Here is a 16,926-nt window from a genome sequence, read left to right on the forward strand (position 1 = left end):
ACATGGCAAACCATCACCGACGTCACCACCGAACCAGCGCGTCGGCACCGACGGGAACCACCGCCGACCGCACCCGAATCCGGGCGGCGCAACGCATTTCCGCACTCACGCCCGACGCGTGCTCGGTCGGCGATCGTCCGAGTCACCGTGGGATCGGTACTGCCACACTGGGACGGCGGGCAACGCGGCCACGGTGGAAGACGAGGCGATGAGCGGGGGCACCCTTCCATGACGTCGGGCATTCCGATGCTCACCGTGGCGGCGCTGCTGCTGGCAGCCCTGGCCACGATCGGTATCGGCTTGTACGGGGTCCGCCTGTCGCGCACCACATCGGACTTCCTGGTTGCCTCCCGCACGGTCGGCTCACGCTGGAACGCGGCCGCGATCTCGGGTGAATACCTCTCCGCCGCATCGTTTCTCGGCGTAGCGGGCCTGATCGCCAAGTACGGCGCCGACGCGCTCTGGTACCCGGTGGGATTCACGGCGGGCTACCTGGGGTTGCTGATGTTCGTCGCGGCGCCGCTGCGCCGATCCGGCGCCTACACCGTCCCCGACTTCGCCGAGTTCCGGCTCGGCTCGATCCGGTTGCGGCGGATGGCCGCCGGGGTGGTCGTCGTGGTGTGCGCGGTGTATCTCATCCCCCAGTTCCAGGGTGCGGGCCTGACGCTGCACCTGCTGCTCGGGGTGCCCGCCTGGGTGGGCGCGGTCGCGGTCGGCGGCATCGTGCTTGCCAATGTGATCGGCGGTGGGATGCGGTCGGTGACGCTGGTTCAGGCGTTCCAGTACTGGCTGAAACTGACCGCCGTCGCGATACCGGCGATCGTCCTCGGCCTGCACTTCCTCGCCGACGAACGACCGCTCGGCACCCCGGCCCCTCCCACGGTCGACCGGCTCACCACCGTCGACATCACCACCGATGTCGTCGTGCGTCTGGATGTCTCCCAGCCCGTCACCGTGCACGGCGTTCTCGACGGGCAGGACACAGCGGGCCCGGTGACGCTCGCGCCGGGCGACCACACCCTCGCCGAGGGCACCGAACTCCTGCTCGCGCCGGGTTCGGCGGTCCCGGTGGTGGCGGGCGCGCCGTCCGACGGCACCGGATGGGTCGAACCCGGCGGCGGTTTCGGTGGGAACCACCCTCGCTACCAGGTGTTCTCGCTGATCGTCGCGACCTTCCTCGGCACCATGGGGCTCCCGCACGTGCTCGTCCGCTTCTACACCAACCGGGACGGTTCGTCGGCGCGGCGCACGGCGCTGACCGTGATCGGCCTGGTCGGCGTGTTCTATCTGTTCCCGATCCTGCTCGGCGTCTTCGCGCGGTTGTACGTGCCGCAACTGCTCATCACCGGCGCCTCCGACGCGGCGGTCGTGCTGTTGCCCGGTGCGGCCCTCGGCGGGCTCGGTGGGCAGTTGCTCGCCGCGCTGGCGGCGGCCGGGGCGATCGCGGCGTTCCTGTCCACGTCGTCGGGACTGCTGGTGAGCCTGGCCGGGGTGCTCAGCACCGACGTGCTGCGCGGACGGATCCGGGACTTCCGGGCGGCGGCGCTGGTGGCCGGGCTCGTTCCGCTCACCCTGGCGCTCACCGTCGCCTCGCTCGACCTCTCGCGCACGGTCGCGCTCGCGTTCTCGGTGGCCGCGTCCACCCTGTGCCCGCTGCTCGTGCTCGGCATCTGGTGGCGTGGGCTCACCGCGACGGGGGCGGCCTGCGGCATGCTCGTCGGCGGTGTCACCGCGGGCGGGGCGACCGTACTCGCGGTGCTCGGCGGTGCGCCGACCGACGTGGCGGACGGATGGGCGACGGCGATCGTCGACTATCCGGCGGCGGTGAGTGTGCCACTGGCCTTCGCGGTGACCGTCGTGGTGAGCCTGCTCGGCGCCCGGCCCGACGGGCGGGTCGTGGCGAGCACCTTCCTGCGCATGCACGCCCCCGAGCGGCTCGGGATGAGCGCGGATCGCGACCCCGTCGACCGCTGACCGCCCGACCGTTCGTCGCGCGGCACCGACCGTTCACCGCACGGGTGACCACCTTCACCGAGTGACCCACACCACAGTACGCCGGTCGTCCTACCGTCATCCCCAAGCACGTCCCCCTCACGCTAGGACCACCGGCATGACCGAAACCGACACCGAAGAAGCGCCCGACCGGCGCGCGCCGAGTGCCGCCGAATTCCTCGCCGTGCAGGCGAGCCCGCAGTTCCAGGATCTGCGAAACCGACTGCGGCGCTTCGTCTTCCCGATGACCGCACTGTTCCTGGTGTGGTACCTGACCTATGTGGTGCTCGGCGCGTACGCGCACGACTTCATGGCGACCCCGGTCTTCGGCAACATCAACGTCGGACTGCTGCTCGGCCTCGCGCAGTTCGTCTCCACCTTCGTCATCACCGGCGTGTACGTCCGGTTCGCCAATCGTGAGCTGGATCCGCGGGCCGCGGCCATCCGGGAAGAACTCGAAGGGGACCGCGCATGAGCATTCTCGCCGCGGATACGACGGTGGGTAACCCCGCCGCCAATATCGCTATCTTCGGGCTGTTCGTGGTGGTCACCATGATCGTGGTGATCCGGGCCAGCCGCAACAACGCCAGTGCCGCGGACTATTTCACCGGTGGTCGCGGGTTCTCGGGACCGCAGAACGGGATCGCCATCGCCGGTGACTACCTGTCGGCGGCCAGCTTCCTCGGCATCGCGGGTGCCATCGCCGTCTACGGCTACGACGGGTTCCTGTATTCGATCGGGTTCCTCGTCGCCTGGCTGGTAGCGCTGCTGCTGGTGGCCGAAATGCTGCGCAACACCGGCAAGTTCACGATGGCCGACGTGCTCAGCTTCCGGCTGAAGGAGGGCCCGGTTCGCACCGCGGCCGCGCTGACCACGCTCACCGTGTCGCTGTTCTACCTGCTCGCGCAGATGGCGGGTGCGGGCGGTCTGGTCGCGTTGCTGCTCGACATCTCCTCGCGTGCGGGGCAATCGGTGGTCATCGCGATCGTCGGTGTGCTGATGATCGTGTATGTGCTCGTCGGCGGAATGAAGGGCACCACCTGGGTGCAGATCATCAAGGCTGTCCTGCTGATCGCCGGTGCCGCGCTGATGACGGTGATGGTGTTCGCCAAGTTCGGCTTCAACCTGTCCGACATCCTCGGTGCCGCACAGGAATCGGTGAGCGAGTCGGCCAACAAGGCCGTGGCGAGCCGCGATGTGCTCGCCCCCGGCGCCCAGTACGGCGGCAGCGAGATGTCGAAGCTGAACTTTCTGTCGCTGGGTCTGGCACTCGTGCTCGGCACCGCCGGTCTGCCACACGTGCTGATGCGCTTCTACACGGTGCCGACCGCGAAAGAGGCTCGGCGTTCGGTGGTGTGGGCGATCGGTCTGATCGGCGCGTTCTACCTGTTCACCCTGGTGCTCGGGTACGGTGCGGCGGCCATCGTCGGGCCGGACAAGATCCTGGCCGCGGCGGGCGGACAGAACGCGGCGGCGCCGCTGCTGGCCTTCGAACTGGGCGGGGTGATCCTGCTCGGAGTGATCTCGGCGGTGGCGTTCGCGACCATCCTCGCGGTCGTCGCGGGTCTGACGATCACCGCGTCGGCGTCGTTCGCCCACGACATCTACGCCAGCGTGATCAAGAAGGGCAACGTCGACGAGGTCAAGCAGGTGCGGGTCTCGCGGATCACCGCCGTGGTGATCGGTGTGCTCGCGATCGGCCTCGGCATCCTGGCCAACGGCCAGAACATCGCGTTCCTGGTGGCGCTGGCCTTCGCGGTGGCGGCGGCGGCGAACCTGCCGACCATCCTCTACTCGCTGTTCTGGAAGCGCTTCAACACCACCGGCGCGCTGTGGTCGATGTACGGCGGCCTGATCTCGACCATCGTGCTCATCGTGTTCTCGCCCGCCGTGTCGGGCACCAAGACCTCGATGATCACCGGGACCGATTTCCATTGGTTCCCGCTGTCCAACCCGGGCATCGTGTCCATTCCGCTGGCGTTCCTGCTCGGCGTGGTCGGCACCTACCTCGGTGGGCGCGGCGAAAAGGTCGACCCGGGCAAGGCCGCGGAGATGGAAGTTCGTGCCCTGACCGGTGTCGGTGCGGAGAAGGCGATCTCGCACTGATGTCCCACGCCCGTTCCGGTGGTTCGCACCACCGGAACGGGCCGTCCCCCTGTGTGTTTCGAAGGAGAACTGTTGTGACCGGCGCAGTGACCAATCCCGCGACCAGTTTCGGACCGAGTGCGGAGTTCGCCGCCCGGGCGAACGCGACCGCCGACCTCTACGAGCGGGCCGAGGCCGATGGTGACGGCTTCTGGGCCGAGCAGGCGCGCCGATTGCACTGGCACACGCCGTTCACCCAGGTGCTGGACTGGTCCGACGCACCCGTGGCGCGCTGGTTCGCCGACGGCGAGCTGAATGTGGCCTACAACTGCGTCGACCGGCATGTCCTGGACGGGCACGGTGACCAGGTGGCCATTCTGTGGGAGGGTGAGCCGGGCGATTCGCGGGCGATCACCTATCAGGAATTGCTCGACGAAGTGTGCCGGGCGGCGAACACTTTCAGTGCCCTCGGGCTCGTTGCCGGTGACCGGGTGGCCATCTATATGCCGATGGTGCCCGAGGCGATCGTGGCGATGCTGGCGTGTGCCCGCTTGGGACTCACCCATTCGGTGGTGTTCGCCGGGTTCTCGCCGAGCGCGTTGCGTCAGCGCGTCGACGACGCGCAGGCGCGACTGATCGTCACGACCGACGGGCAGTGGCGGCGGGGTAAGCCCGCGCCGCTGAAGGACGCCGTGGACGAGGCGCTCGGTGACGATCCGACCAGCGTCGAGCATGTGCTGGTGGTGCGGCGGACCGGGCTGGACGTGCCGTGGACCGAGGTTCGCGATCTGTGGTGGGACGAAACGGTTTCCACGGCGTCGCCGTCGCACGAGGCGCAGGCTTTTCCCGCCGAGCATCCGCTGTTCATCCTCTACACCTCCGGGACCACCGGGAAGCCGAAGGGGATTTTGCACACCAGCGGCGGATACCTCACCCAAGCCGCCTACACCCACCACAACGTTTTCGATCACAAAGCGGGACAAGACGTCTACTGGTGCACCGCCGACATCGGATGGGTCACCGGACACAGCTACATCGTCTACGGACCCTTGGCGAACCGTGCCACCCAGGTTGTCTACGAAGGCACCCCGAACTCGCCGAACGAGCACCGCCACTTCGATATCATCGAAAAGTACGGCGTCACCATCTATTACACGGCGCCCACGCTGATCCGCACATTCATGAAGTGGGGCCGCGAGATCCCCGACGCCCATGACCTGTCGTCACTGCGGCTGCTGGGTTCGGTCGGCGAGCCGATCAATCCCGAGGCGTGGCGCTGGTACCGGAAAGTATTCGGCGACAACAAGACTCCCATCGTGGACACCTGGTGGCAGACCGAAACCGGCGCCATCATGATCTCGCCGCTGCCCGGCGTCACCGATGCCAAGCCCGGCGCGGCCATGCGTGCGCTGCCCGGCATTTCGGCGACGGTTGTCGACGACGACGGATCACCGCTGGGCGCCGACGCGTCGGGACTGCTCGTATTGGACAAGCCGTGGCCCTCGATGCTGCGCGGCATCTGGAACGACATGGACCGCTACCGCGAAACCTATTGGCAGCGTTTCGCTTCCGAAGGCTGGTACTTCGCCGGTGACGGCGCCAAACTCGACACCGACGGCGACCTCTGGATCCTCGGCCGCGTCGACGACGTCATGAACGTCTCCGGCCACCGCATCTCCACCGCCGAAGTCGAATCCGCCCTCGTCGGCCACCCCAGCGTCGCCGAAGCCGCCGTCGTCGGCGCCACCGACACCACCACCGGCCAAGGCATCGTCGCCTTCGTCATCCTCACCGGCGCCACCACACCCGACGACACCCTCGTCGACACCCTCAAAACCGAAGTAGCCAAACAGATCAGCCCCATCGCCAAACCCCGCGAAATCCACCTCGTCCCCGAACTCCCCAAAACCCGCAGCGGCAAAATCATGCGCCGACTCCTACGCGACGTAGCCGAAGGACGCGAACTCGGCGACACCTCCACCCTCGTCGACCCCGCCGTCTTCGAGGCGATCGCCAAGTCGTGAGAGACCACGGTCAGCGGCTGCCCGGCGCGTCCGAACACGGCCAGCACGACCGACACGGGCATGCTGTTGGTGTGGAGATTCCGATGTTCCCCCTGGGCACCGTGCTACTGCCCGGTGAGCCGCTGTCCCTGCAGATCTTCGAGCCCAGGTATGTGGCGCTGGTTCGCGACTGTCTCGACGGCAGTCGCGAACCGGAGTTCGGCGTGGTGCTGATCGAACGTGGCAGTGAGGTCGGCGGTGGGGACGTGCGCACCGACGTCGGCGTGCTCGCCCAGATCACCGATGTGACCGAACTGCCCGGGGATCGGTTCCGGCTGCGCTGCCTCGGCACCGAACGCCTGCGGGTTCAGCAATGGCTCCCCGACGACCCGTATCCCCGCGCCGAAACCTCGGTCTGGCCGGACGAACCCGGCGCCGACGACACCGCCCTGCTGGACGACCTGCGCGAACGGGCCAGCCGCCTCCACGACCTCACCACCCGCCTCGCCCTGCGCAGCGGCATCCGCCACCCACCACCGTCGGCCACCCTCGACCAGCTCCCCACCGACCCGACCACCCGCTCCTACACCCTCACCGCCGCCCTCCCCATCTCCCTGACCGACCGCCAAACCGCCCTGACCGCCCCCGACCCCCACACCCGCCTCACCCACCTGTCGACAGCCCTCGACGACGCCATAGCCATGGTCGAGTTCCGGCTCCAATAGCGTTGCGCGGACTCAGGTGCGCGACACCGGCCGGTGCGTGGAGCGTCGTTTCGAACCGCCCGCGGGCAACCCATTGCCTACGAAACCGGGTCGAAGGGGATTCGATCGTTTCCGGGTAACGGTTGCGCCGGGCTCCGGTCCGGAGCCCGGCGGTGCGCTCAGCTCGCGTTCATCATTTCGGCCATGCGCCGGTCCATCTCCTCCGGCGACACGTCCTCGACGTGGGTGGCCACGGTCCAGCGGTGACCCCACGGATCCTCGAAGGAGCCGGTGCGGTCGCCGTAGAACTGGTCGGCCATCGGGGTGATCTCCGAGGCGCCCGCTTCGAGGGCGGCGGCGAAGACGGCGTCGGCGTCGGGGACGTAGACCATCAGGTTCACCGGCGAGCCGCCGATGGCCTTCGGGTCGACGAAGCCGATGTCGGGAACCGGGTCGCCGACCATCAGGACGGAGTCGCCGATCAGCAGTTCGCTGTGCACGATCGTGCCGTCGGAACCTGGCATGCGCATGCGCTCGGTTGCGCCGAGGACGGAAATGTAGAAAGCGAGCGCGTCCGCGGCTCCCGCACAGGCGATGCCGGGACAGATCGCCGGATAACCAGCGGGAATGGGTGACACATCGGACATCGGATACCTCCGGGTCGACGGTATTGCTCGGATGTCGTCGAGCCTATTCCTCTGTCACCCACACCGGAACCCTGGTAGAACTTGTTTCAGTTTTGCCGATCAGGAGGGCCGGACGTGCGGTACGGAATCGTGTTGTTCACCAGTGACCGGGGCATCGCGCCCGCCGACGCGGCCTCGGCCGCCGAGCAGGCGGGATTCGATGCCTTCTACGTGCCCGAGCACACCCACATCCCGGTGGTCCGGGCCGCGGCGCACCCGCAGACCGGCGACTCCTCCCTGCCCGACGACCGCTACCTGCGCACCCTCGACCCGTGGGTGGCCCTGGCCACCGCCGCCGCGGTCACCAGCCGGATCACGCTGTCGACGGCGGTGGCGCTGCCCGCCGAGCATCACCCGATCACCCTGGCCAAGTCCATCGCCTCGCTCGATCACCTCAGCGGCGGCCGGGTGGAACTCGGTGTCGGCTTCGGCTGGAACACCGACGAGCTCGCCCACCACGGCGTGCCCGCCAACAAGCGCCGCACGGTGCTGCGCGAACATCTCGACGCCATGCGGACGCTGTGGTCGAACGAGGAGGCCGAGTTCGACGGCGACTTCGTGAAGTTCGGGCCGAGCTGGTCGTGGCCGAAGCCGGTGCGCGCGGGAGTGCCGGTGCTGCTGGGCGCGGGCGGCACCGAGAAGACCTTCACCTGGCTCGCCGCACATGCCGACGGCTGGATCACCACCCCCACGGAGGACGACCTCGGCGCGAAGATCGAACTGCTGCGGCGGGTCTGGAAGGAAGCCGAACGTGAGGGGGACCCACGGGTGATCGCGCTCGCGGGCAAACACGATGCCGAGCAGCTCGCCCGGTGGGCCGATCTCGGCGTCACCGAGGTGGTCTTCGGGCTGCCCGACCGTGACGCCGCCGAGGTGACCGGCTACATCGCCCACCTCGGCGGAAAACTCGGCCTGCTCGGTTGATTCGCGACCGGGTCCGCACCGACCGCGCCGATCACACGGATCTCCGCGAGCTCGGCAGCGGTCGCCTCAACCGCGCATTTTGCGCACCTGGGCCGCGGTGAGGTCGGCCAGCACGCCGGGGTCGACTTCTTCCGGAGCGGTCACGACCACCTGGACGAGAGTGTTGCCCGCCTGAACGAGCGAGGTGGCCGAGGTCAAGGTCAGGCCCTCGCTCGTGGCGGTCAGCGTGAAGGCCGAGCCCGCGTCGCCGACGGGCGGCTGATCCAGCGGGGCGGTCCGATAGTCGATCCGCACCCCCGCGTCGTCACCGGTGTAGGCGGTGCAGCGGCGCGGGCGGGATTGCAGCGAATCGAAGGCGGCGGCCAGAGCGCTGTCGGGATAGCTCGCGGCGTCGATGTCGATGGTGGCGAAGCTCGGGCCCGCGAATTGGACTGATGCCGAGGCGGCCGAGCCGGGCCACTGCTGGGCGATCGGGGTGAGCAGTCGGCCGCAGTCGACGGGGTCGGTCGGGGCGTCGGCGGGTACCGGGGTGTCCTCGCCCTGGCCGCGCGGCGGGACGGCCGTGAAGTCGCCGGGCAGGTCGGTGGCCGCGAGTAGACCCGCCGTCAACTGCGCCTGATCGCGCACGGCGCCCGGCCCGGGAGCCGCGGACGCGGGTGCGGGCCAGGTCGTCGCGCACGACGCGCCGCAGTCGTCGGCATTCGACGAGCACGCGGCCAGGGCAGCGCATGCCGAGGCCACCGCGCCGAGGCGGGCGAGGACCGATCGCATCATTCGGTCCAGGAGATCCGCGTCGACTGGGTCTGCACGAGCGTGCTCACGCTGCGCGGATCGTGGTAGGTCTGCTGACCGCCCACCTCGATGGTGCCCGAAACCGGGAGCGGCAGACCGAGATCGACGGTGACAGTGCCCGCGCCCTGCATCACGTAACCCTGGATGTCGAGGGCGCCCGCGTTGTTGGGCAGCGTCCACACATCGTCGGTGGGGGTCTGGTTCACCTGTAGGTCGATGGTGAGCCGGTCACCGTCGCGGCTCACCAGGGTCGCGGTGGTGACCTGGTCGAGAGTGACGCCGCCGGTGATCTGCTGGTGCACGGTCCACACCGCGCCAACCCCGACCGGCTCGTCGGGGAACGCGACCGACTGGTACACCGCCTGATAGAACGCCTGCTCGAGCGCGGCCCGCGCCGAATTGGGGGTCTCGGGCGAGGGCGCCATGCGCAGTTCGGTGATGGCACCCAGATCGCTCATGGCGAGCCCGGCCTGGGAGCCGTCGGCGTTGGTGAAGGCCTTGTTCAGCGCGGGGTCGGGGGTGGTGACGGTGCCGACCGTCAGATCGACGCCATCGACGTCGGCGCGCGCGGTCATCGGGATGGTTAGCGCGGCGGGTGAGAAATCACGCACCGGTTGATCGTTGACCTGCTGCTGGATGCGGTAGTCGGTGCGCAGCGTCACCTCCTGGGTGACGCCGACGCCGTAGCCGGGGCGCAGCTGGGCACGCGGCTCGTCGCCCGGCGCGACGACGGTGGCGACCGCGGCGGTGATCGGCACGGTCACTTCCTTGCCGATGCCGAGCGGCTCGAGACCCTCGGAATCGACGGTCGACGGCGACCGATCGGCGCATCCAGCACCGAAGGTCGCGAACCCGAGCACGAGCGCCACCAGAAACACCCCGGGGCGCGCGATGCGGGGTAAGCGAGAACTAGACAACACCGTCACAGCGATCAGGGTACGACCGCTTCCTGAGGAACTGCTGGGACTCCGGCCGGTCCGCGACACGGGCCCGAGGACGACTAGGGAATGATGGACACGTGAGTGAAGACCGGTCAACCGACAACGCCGCAGTCCCCGCGACCGGCGACGCCGCCGACGCACCGGAAACCGTCGCGGTGACCGACACCGAAACCCCAGGTCGCCGCCGGTTGACAACGTTGCTGATCATCGCCGCCGTGCTGTTCGGCCTCGACCTGCTGACCAAGTGCCTCGCGGTCGCCTACATCGACCCCGACGACCCGGTGCCGATCATCGGCGACTTCGCGCGCCTCGATCTCGTGCGCAATCCGGGCGCGGCGTTCTCGATGGCGACCGGCATGACCTGGCTGCTGACGTTGATCGCGGCCGCCGTCGTGGTCGGCGTGATCCGCATCGGGCGCACGCTGCGTTCGCTGTGGTGGGCGATCGGGCTCGGCATGGTGCTCGGCGGGGCGATGGGCAACCTGGTCGACCGGATCTTCCGCTCCCCCGGCCCGCTGCAGGGCCATGTCGTCGACTTCGTCGCGATCGGCTGGTGGCCGGTGTTCAACGTGGCCGACTCGGCCATCGTGTGCGGGGCGATTCTGCTGGTGGCGCTGACGATCTTCGGCTTCGAACCGGACGGCACCCGCAGCGGTCGCAAACACACGGAGGACACCGCATGACCGAGTCAGGGCCCGGAGGCGGCAGCCCGCGTAACCACGGAGGGCCCCTCGGGCATGCGCGGAAGGACACAGCGTGAGGGAAACTCGAACCATGCCCGTGCCCGACGGGCTCGACGGGATGCGGGTGGACGCGGGGCTCTCGCGGCTGCTCGGCCTCTCGCGCACGGCGGTGGCCGCGCTCGCCGAGGAAGGGTCGGTGCAGCTCGACGGTGTGGCCGCGGGCAAGTCCGACCGGCTCACCGCGGGCGCCTGGCTGGAAGTGATCTTCCCCGAACCCAAACGGGAACTCACCGTCGAAGCCACCCCGGTGGAGGGGATGAAGATCCTCTACGCCGATGACGACATCGTCGCCGTGGACAAGCCCATCGGCGTGGCCGCTCACTCAGGTGTCGGCTGGACCGGCCCGACGGTGGTCGGTGGGCTGGCCGCGATGGGCTATCGCATCTCGACCTCCGGCGCGCACGAACGGCAGGGCATCGTGCACCGCCTCGATGTCGGCACCTCCGGCGTGATGGTCGTCGCCCAATCCGAACACGCGTACACGATGCTCAAGCGCGCCTTCAAGGAACGCACGGTCGACAAGCAATACCATGCTCTCGTGCAGGGACATCCGGATCCGAGCAGCGGCACCATCGACGCGCCGATCGGGCGTGCGCGCGGCAACGACTGGAAGTTCGCGGTCACCGGCGACGGCAGGCCGAGCATCACCCACTACGACACCATCGAGGCGTTCCAGGCGGCCAGCCTGCTCGACGTGCACCTCGAGACCGGGCGCACCCATCAGATCCGGGTGCACTTCTCCGCGATCCGCCACCCCTGCGCGGGCGATCTCACCTACGGTGCCGATCCGACGCTGGCCAAGCGGCTCGGGTTGGAGCGGCAGTGGTTGCACGCACGTCAGCTGGGTTTCCATCATCCCGCCGACGGGCGCTGGCTCGAGATCACCAGTGAGTACCCCGCCGACTTGGCGGGCGCCCTGGACGTCTTACGCCGTGCCTGACGACCCGCGGTCGTCCGAACCGGCGTCGACCACGGCGCCGGACGACCGCGGGGATCTCGTCGCACCGACCGTTCCGCCCGAGGAGATGGCGAGCATCGACGACTCGACCGGCCTGTCCCGCCGCTCGGCGGTGGTGCTCGGGCTGGCGGCCGTGGTGGTCGCCGTATTGCTGATCGTGGCGTTCACCCGCCCACACCCGACCGGTCCGGTGGCGACCGACCGGCTCGGTCCCGCCCAGGGCGAACAGGTCGCCGATTACCTGGCCGACGCGCGCGCCTCACTCGACGGCACCGACGCCGACCCACGCTGGGCGCTGGTGTCGTTCGCCGAATACCGGACGCCACAGCAGCTTCCGGCCGCCGCCGACGGCCTGCGTATCTCCGGGGTGATCCAGCACGTGCCGATCGATCGGGTGCAGACCCCGGTCGTCACGGTCGCCGTCCCGGCGGGCGACGAGCCGACGCTGCGGTCGGCGGACGCGGCGGCGGGCCTGCTCGAGTCGCAGCAGGTGCGGGACGCGCGCGGCGCCGAGGTCGTGCGCGTGAGCGCCTCGCGGCTGCGCGCCGGTTGCGCCTGCACCGCGGGAATCGTCGTGCGCGGCACGCTTTCTCAACTCCGCGACCTCGCGGCCGCACCGGGAATCCGTGCGGTACAAGCCCTTCCGGCCGATGCCGTCGCCGGGCGCTTCGCGGTGAGCCCGCTGCTGCCCGAGAGCGCCGGGGCCATCACCCCTACTCCCGACGACGGTCCCGTTCCCGCCGAGTAGGCGCACACGGTGGGCCTACTCGACACCAGCGCCCAGGGCCATCGATCGAACACGGCTCTGCTCGGCCTCAGTCCGGCAGCGTCACGACTCCGTCGAGGTAGCGGCGGCAGCGGCCGAGGAGCAGGACGCGGTTGTCGACCAGTTCGCCGCGCAAGGTGCCGCCACGGCGGGACAGCTGGCGGGCGGTGAGGGTGGGGCGTCCGAGTTCCCGGGCCCACAGGGGAACCAGCTGTGCGTGGGCCGAGCCGGTGACCGGGTCTTCCGGAACGCCGACGCCGGGGCCGAAGAAGCGGGAGACGAAATCGCTCGAACGGCCGGGAGCGGTGAGGACCGCGCCGCGTGGCAGCTGCGGGAAGGCACCGAAATCGGGTGCCGCCGAACGTACTTCGTCTTCGTCGGCGACCACGACGATCTCGTCCTGGCCGGTGTAGGCGCGCACCGGGGTGACGCCGAGCGCGGCGACCAGGGCGGGATCGGGGTCGAGCCGGACCGAGGCGAGTGCGGGCAGGTTCAGGACGTATTCGTCGTCGTCGGTGCGGTCGACGTGCAGCCAGCCGGAGCGGGTGTAGAAGCTGACGCGGTCGTGCTCGGGGTGGATGTCGGTGATGATCTGCGCGGCCGAGGCGAGGGTGGCGTGCCCACACATGTCCACCTCGACCGCCGGGGTGAACCAGCGCAGGTGGAAGGCGGGCCACTCGCCGGGCGGGCCGCCCGCGTCCGTGGGTAACTCGGAGGTGTAGAAGGCGGTTTCGGCGAGGTTGTTCTCCTCGGCGAGCTGTTGCAACAGCCCGTCCGGCAGCCAGGTGGGCAACGGCATGACCGCGGCCGGGTTGCCCGAGAACGGCGCGTCGACGAAAGCGTCGATCTGGTGCAGCAATACCTCCATAACCGGCAAAGGTACTCCAACACCGAAACACCTTCCGGCACAAGGGTTCTCGAGGCGACCCGGCCGCCGGTCAGGCCCCCTGGGCGCCGACCGGCGGGACGAGCTTGCCCGCGTTGCCGGTCAGTCGCGCCTGCACGAACCAGGCCAGTTCCACCAGCACGATGCCGATCACACCGCACACCACCGCGGCCAAGGTGAGCCGCGGGTTCGACGGGTCGAGCTTGAAGAACTCGCGGGTGAACGGAATCGTGAACAGCGCGACATAGGCCAGCACCGACACCGCGATCAGCACCACCTTCCACCACACGTACGGCCGGGCGACCAGCGCGAGCACCCACACCGCGATCATGATGAGCGTGATCAGCGCGGTCGTCCCGGCCTGCACCCGCTGGGTCTCCGACGCCCCGGGGCCCGCGTACGCGATCAGATAGGCCACGAAGGTGGCGACACCGATCACCACCCCCGAGGGCACCGCCAGCCGCATCACCCGGCCGACGAATCCGGTGCGTGCCCGCTCGTTGTTCGGCGCGAGCGACAGCACGAACGCCGGGATACCGATGGTGAACCAGGCCGCGATGGTGACGTGGCGCGGCAGGAAGGGATACCCGATGGGGTCGTAGCCGAAGATCTGCGAACCCACGCCCGCGAGGCCGACGAGGAAGGCCAGCAGCACCGAGTACACGGTCTTGGTGAGGAACAGATTCGACACCCGCTCGATGTTGCCGATCACACGACGGCCCTCCCCCACCACGTACGGCAGGGTCGCGAACTTGTTGTCCAGCAACACGATCTGGGCCACCGCACGGGTGGCCGGGCTGCCCGCGCCCATGGCGACACCGATGTCGGCGTCCTTGAGGGCGAGCACGTCGTTGACACCGTCACCGGTCATGGCGACGGTGTGGCCGCGCGACTGCAGGGCACCGACCATGGCCCGCTTCTGGTCGGGGCGCACGCGCCCGAAGGTCGACTTCCCGTCGAGCACGTCGGCGAGTTCGTCGCGGTCCTCGGGCAGGGTGCGCGCGTCGACGGGGTCGGCGCCGCCGGGCAGGTCGAGCGAAGCGGCGACCGCGCCGACCGACACGGCGTTGTCGCCGGAGATCACCTTGATCGAGACGTGCTGGCTCGCGAAGTACTCGAGGGTGTCCTTGGCGTCGGGACGTACCTTCTGTTCGAGCACGACGAGGGCGGCGGGCTCCACCCGGCCCGGTGCGTCGGGTGCGTCGACCGGGCGGTCACCGCGCGCGAGCAACAGCACCCGCAGACCTCGGGCACCCACCTGTTCGGCGTGCGCGGCGGTCTCGGAGGCGGGGTCGAGCAGGACGTCGGGTGCCCCGAGGAGCCAATCCCCGTGGGCGCCGTAGGAAATGCCGCTCCACTTCTTCGCCGAGGAGAACGGGGCGACGGCCGTCCCGGTCCAGTCCGGGCGGTCGGGCAGTGCCTCACCGATGGCCTGCACACTGGCATTGGGGCGTGGATCGTCTGCCGCCAGCGCGGCGAGTACCTGACGCACGCTCGCCTCGTCGAAGGAGCCGAGTGGTTCGACTCGAGCCAGCCGCATGCCGTTCTCGGTGAGGGTGCCGGTCTTGTCCGCGCACACCACGTCGACGCGGGCCAGGCCCTCGATGGCGGGCAGCTCCTGCACCAGGCAGTTGCGTTTGCCCAGGCGCACCACACCGACCGCGAAGGCGATGGAGGTCATCAGCACCAAGCCCTCGGGGACCATCGGGACCAGGGCCGCGACCATGCCGGTCACCGCTGGACGCCACGACTCGCCGCTGGAGACGAGTTGGTTGTAGATGCTGAGCAGGCCCGCCGGAATGAGCAGGTAGGTGATGAATTTCAGGATCTTGTCGATACCCGAGCGCAGTTCCGAGTGCACCAGGGTGAACTTGCTGGCTTCTTCGGCCAGCTTGGCGGCGTAGGCGTCCTTGCCGACCTTCGTGGCACGGTAGGCGCCCGAGCCCGACACCACGAAGCTGCCCGACATCACCGGGGCGCCGACGCCCTTGTCGATCGGGTCGGCCTCGCCGGTGAGCAGCGACTCGTCCACCTCGAGGGCGGCGGCCTCGGTCACCTCGCCGTCGACCACGATCTGGTCGCCGGGGCCGAGCTCGATCAGGTCGTCGAGCACCACCTCGCCCGGCGCGATCTCCTTGGCGACACCGTCGCGACGCACGGTCGGCATGGCCTGGCCGACGATGGCCAGCTGGTCGAGTGTGCGTTTGGCGCGCACCTCCTGGATGATGCCGATCGCGCTGTTGGCCACGATGAGCAGCCCGAACATGCCGTCGATGATCGAGCCGGTCGACAGCACGAGCAGGAAGAGCACACCGAGGATGGCGTTGATGCGGGTGAATACGTTCGCGCGAACGATCTCGCCGACCGACCGGCTCGCCCGCGCGGGCACGTCGTTGGTCTGACCGTCACGGCGCCGCTGTTCGACCTCTGTTGCGCTGAGCCCGGTGGCGGGCTCCCGCACGGATATGGACATGCTCGACAGGCTACGTCAGTCGTAACATGGGATGAATGCAGCCAAGAACGTCCCCGCCCGGTGTCGTCTTCGGGACGGGGGCGTATCTGATCTGGGGTCTGTTTCCGGCGTTCTTCGGGCTGCTCGCGTTCGCGTCGGCCGTGGAGGTGGTGGCGCAGCGGATCATCTGGACCCTGGTCGTCGTGGTGCTGGTGTTGCTGCTCAGCGGGCGACTGCGGGAGATGCGGGCAATCGACGCGCGGACCTGGCGGCTGGCTGCGGTCGCGTCGGCGGCGATCTCGATCAACTGGGGCGTCTACGTGTTCGGGGTGATCTCCGGGAACGTGGTTGAGTGCGCGCTCGGGTACTTCATCAATCCGCTGGTGACGGTGGCGTTCGGGGTGGTTTTCTTCCGGGAACGGCTCACCCGGGCGCAGTGGGCCGCGCTCTCGCTCGGTGCGCTGGCGGTGGTCGTGCTCACCGTCGACTACGGCCGACCACCGGTGATCGCCCTGGTGCTGGCGTGTTCGTTCGCCACCTATGGCCTGGTGAAGAAGGTGATCCGGCTCGACGCGCTGCGCGGGATCGCCGCCGAGGGGATGGTCGCCGCCCCGTTCGCGCTGGTGTTCGTGATCGTCTTGCTGGCTACCGGGCGCAGTGAGTTCACTTCCAGCCCCGCGCATTTCGGCCTGATGATGGCCACCGGACCGGTCACGCTCATCCCGCTGCTGTTGTTCGCCGTCGCCGCCCAGCGCGTTCCCCTGTCGACCATGGGCATCCTCCAGTACCTCACCCCCGCCCTCCAGATGGCCTGGGGCGTCGCGGTGATGCACGAACCGATGCCGCCCTCCCGCTGGATCGGTTTCGCCCTCATCTGGACCGCGCTGGCCGTCTTCACCACCGACGCCCTCCGCCGAGCCCACCGCAACCGCCACCCCATTCCCCTGCCCACCGAACGCCTGGACGCCTGATCACCACGCTGTGGTGATCACTT

The 16,926-nt window shown here is 69.1% G+C and carries 15 protein-coding genes; 10 read left to right on the forward strand and 5 right to left on the reverse strand.

The window, feature by feature from the left end; genetic code table 11:
* Positions 1 to 228 precede the first annotated feature (228 nt).
* The 5 genes from NC7_RS20505 (at position 229) to NC7_RS20525 (ending at position 6,805) form a co-directional block, all read left to right on the forward strand.
* Complete coding sequence (locus tag NC7_RS20505; protein WP_067985558.1) at positions 229 to 1,974, forward strand: sodium/solute symporter; 1,746 nt, start codon at positions 229 to 231, stop codon at positions 1,972 to 1,974.
* A gap of 136 nt (positions 1,975 to 2,110) precedes the next feature.
* Positions 2,111 to 2,467, forward strand: coding sequence for a DUF485 domain-containing protein (locus NC7_RS20510; RefSeq protein ID WP_067985559.1), 357 nt, complete (start codon positions 2,111 to 2,113; stop codon positions 2,465 to 2,467).
* Complete coding sequence (locus NC7_RS20515) at positions 2,464 to 4,098, forward strand: monocarboxylic acid transporter (protein ID WP_067985560.1); 1,635 nt, start codon at positions 2,464 to 2,466, stop codon at positions 4,096 to 4,098. The genes NC7_RS20510 and NC7_RS20515 overlap by 4 nt, the downstream gene beginning before the upstream one ends.
* A 74-nt stretch (positions 4,099 to 4,172) precedes the next feature.
* Complete coding sequence (acs, locus tag NC7_RS20520) at positions 4,173 to 6,101, forward strand: acetate--CoA ligase (RefSeq protein ID WP_067985562.1); 1,929 nt, start codon at positions 4,173 to 4,175, stop codon at positions 6,099 to 6,101.
* Between the two features lie 83 nt (positions 6,102 to 6,184).
* Positions 6,185 to 6,805 (forward strand): LON peptidase substrate-binding domain-containing protein, encoded by a 621-nt coding sequence (locus NC7_RS20525; RefSeq protein ID WP_067985848.1) that lies wholly within the window; start codon positions 6,185 to 6,187, stop codon positions 6,803 to 6,805.
* A gap of 158 nt (positions 6,806 to 6,963) precedes the next feature.
* Here the strand turns inward: NC7_RS20525 and NC7_RS20530 are convergent, their stop codons facing one another.
* Entirely contained in the window at positions 6,964 to 7,431 is a 468-nt protein-coding gene (locus NC7_RS20530) for a VOC family protein (RefSeq protein ID WP_067985564.1), read from the reverse strand.
* Positions 7,432 to 7,545: 114 nt separating this feature from the next.
* Here NC7_RS20530 and NC7_RS20535 point away from each other — a divergent pair, with 114 nt between their 5' ends.
* Complete coding sequence (locus NC7_RS20535; RefSeq protein WP_067985566.1) at positions 7,546 to 8,394, forward strand: TIGR03619 family F420-dependent LLM class oxidoreductase; 849 nt, start codon at positions 7,546 to 7,548, stop codon at positions 8,392 to 8,394.
* A 66-nt stretch (positions 8,395 to 8,460) separates the two neighbouring features.
* Here NC7_RS20535 and NC7_RS20540 read toward each other — a convergent pair whose 3' ends face one another.
* Together NC7_RS20540 and NC7_RS20545 are read right to left on the reverse strand one after the other, a co-directional pair.
* Positions 8,461 to 9,168, reverse strand: coding sequence for a hypothetical protein (locus tag NC7_RS20540; protein WP_067985568.1), 708 nt, complete (start codon positions 9,166 to 9,168; stop codon positions 8,461 to 8,463).
* On the reverse strand, positions 9,165 to 10,112 hold the full coding sequence (locus NC7_RS20545) for a hypothetical protein (protein ID WP_236573687.1): 948 nt from the start codon (positions 10,110 to 10,112) through the stop codon (positions 9,165 to 9,167). Before NC7_RS20545 ends, NC7_RS20540 begins: the two co-directional genes overlap by 4 nt.
* Before the next feature lie 92 nt (positions 10,113 to 10,204).
* Here NC7_RS20545 and lspA point away from each other — a divergent pair, with 92 nt between their 5' ends.
* From lspA to NC7_RS20560, 3 genes are all read left to right on the forward strand, one after another.
* Positions 10,205 to 10,810, forward strand: a complete 606-nt coding sequence (gene lspA, locus NC7_RS20550; RefSeq protein ID WP_067985569.1) for a signal peptidase II — start codon at positions 10,205 to 10,207, stop codon at positions 10,808 to 10,810.
* A gap of 73 nt (positions 10,811 to 10,883) precedes the next feature.
* Positions 10,884 to 11,810, forward strand: a complete 927-nt coding sequence (locus NC7_RS20555) for an RluA family pseudouridine synthase (protein ID WP_067985571.1) — start codon at positions 10,884 to 10,886, stop codon at positions 11,808 to 11,810.
* On the forward strand, positions 11,803 to 12,576 hold the full coding sequence (locus NC7_RS20560; protein ID WP_236573688.1) for a hypothetical protein: 774 nt from the start codon (positions 11,803 to 11,805) through the stop codon (positions 12,574 to 12,576). Before NC7_RS20555 ends, NC7_RS20560 begins: the two co-directional genes overlap by 8 nt.
* A 67-nt stretch (positions 12,577 to 12,643) precedes the next feature.
* Here the strand turns inward: NC7_RS20560 and NC7_RS20565 are convergent, their stop codons facing one another.
* Together NC7_RS20565 and NC7_RS20570 are read right to left on the reverse strand one after the other, a co-directional pair.
* Entirely contained in the window at positions 12,644 to 13,462 is an 819-nt protein-coding gene (locus NC7_RS20565) for a PhzF family phenazine biosynthesis protein (RefSeq protein WP_067985573.1), read from the reverse strand.
* Between the two features lie 70 nt (positions 13,463 to 13,532).
* Entirely contained in the window at positions 13,533 to 15,953 is a 2,421-nt protein-coding gene (locus tag NC7_RS20570; RefSeq protein WP_067985575.1) for a cation-translocating P-type ATPase, read from the reverse strand.
* Positions 15,954 to 15,988: 35 nt separating this feature from the next.
* Here NC7_RS20570 and rarD point away from each other — a divergent pair, with 35 nt between their 5' ends.
* Positions 15,989 to 16,903 (forward strand): EamA family transporter RarD, encoded by a 915-nt coding sequence (rarD, locus tag NC7_RS20575; RefSeq protein WP_067985577.1) that lies wholly within the window; start codon positions 15,989 to 15,991, stop codon positions 16,901 to 16,903.
* Positions 16,904 to 16,926: the final 23 nt, after the last annotated feature.

It is taken from the genome of Nocardia caishijiensis NBRC 108228 (genome assembly GCF_001612825.1).
Lineage (GTDB): Bacteria > Actinomycetota > Actinomycetes > Mycobacteriales > Mycobacteriaceae > Nocardia > Nocardia caishijiensis.

Excerpts from the sequence above, each read along its gene's own strand:
- NC7_RS20505 (WP_067985558.1), top strand. The coding sequence starts at position 229 with ATGACGTCGGGCATTCCGATGCTCACCGTGGCGGCGCTGCTGCTGGCA.
- NC7_RS20510 (WP_067985559.1), top strand. The coding sequence starts at position 2,111 with ATGACCGAAACCGACACCGAAGAAGCGCCCGACCGGCGCGCGCCGAGT.
- NC7_RS20515 (WP_067985560.1), top strand. The coding sequence starts at position 2,464 with ATGAGCATTCTCGCCGCGGATACGACGGTGGGTAACCCCGCCGCCAAT.
- NC7_RS20525 (WP_067985848.1), top strand. The coding sequence starts at position 6,185 with ATGTTCCCCCTGGGCACCGTGCTACTGCCCGGTGAGCCGCTGTCCCTG.
- NC7_RS20530 (WP_067985564.1), bottom strand. The coding sequence starts at position 7,431 with ATGTCCGATGTGTCACCCATTCCCGCTGGTTATCCGGCGATCTGTCCC.
- NC7_RS20540 (WP_067985568.1), bottom strand. The coding sequence starts at position 9,168 with ATGATGCGATCGGTCCTCGCCCGCCTCGGCGCGGTGGCCTCGGCATGC.
- NC7_RS20565 (WP_067985573.1), bottom strand. The coding sequence starts at position 13,462 with ATGGAGGTATTGCTGCACCAGATCGACGCTTTCGTCGACGCGCCGTTC.
- NC7_RS20570 (WP_067985575.1), bottom strand. The coding sequence starts at position 15,953 with ATGTCCATATCCGTGCGGGAGCCCGCCACCGGGCTCAGCGCAACAGAG.
- rarD (WP_067985577.1), top strand. The coding sequence starts at position 15,989 with ATGCAGCCAAGAACGTCCCCGCCCGGTGTCGTCTTCGGGACGGGGGCG.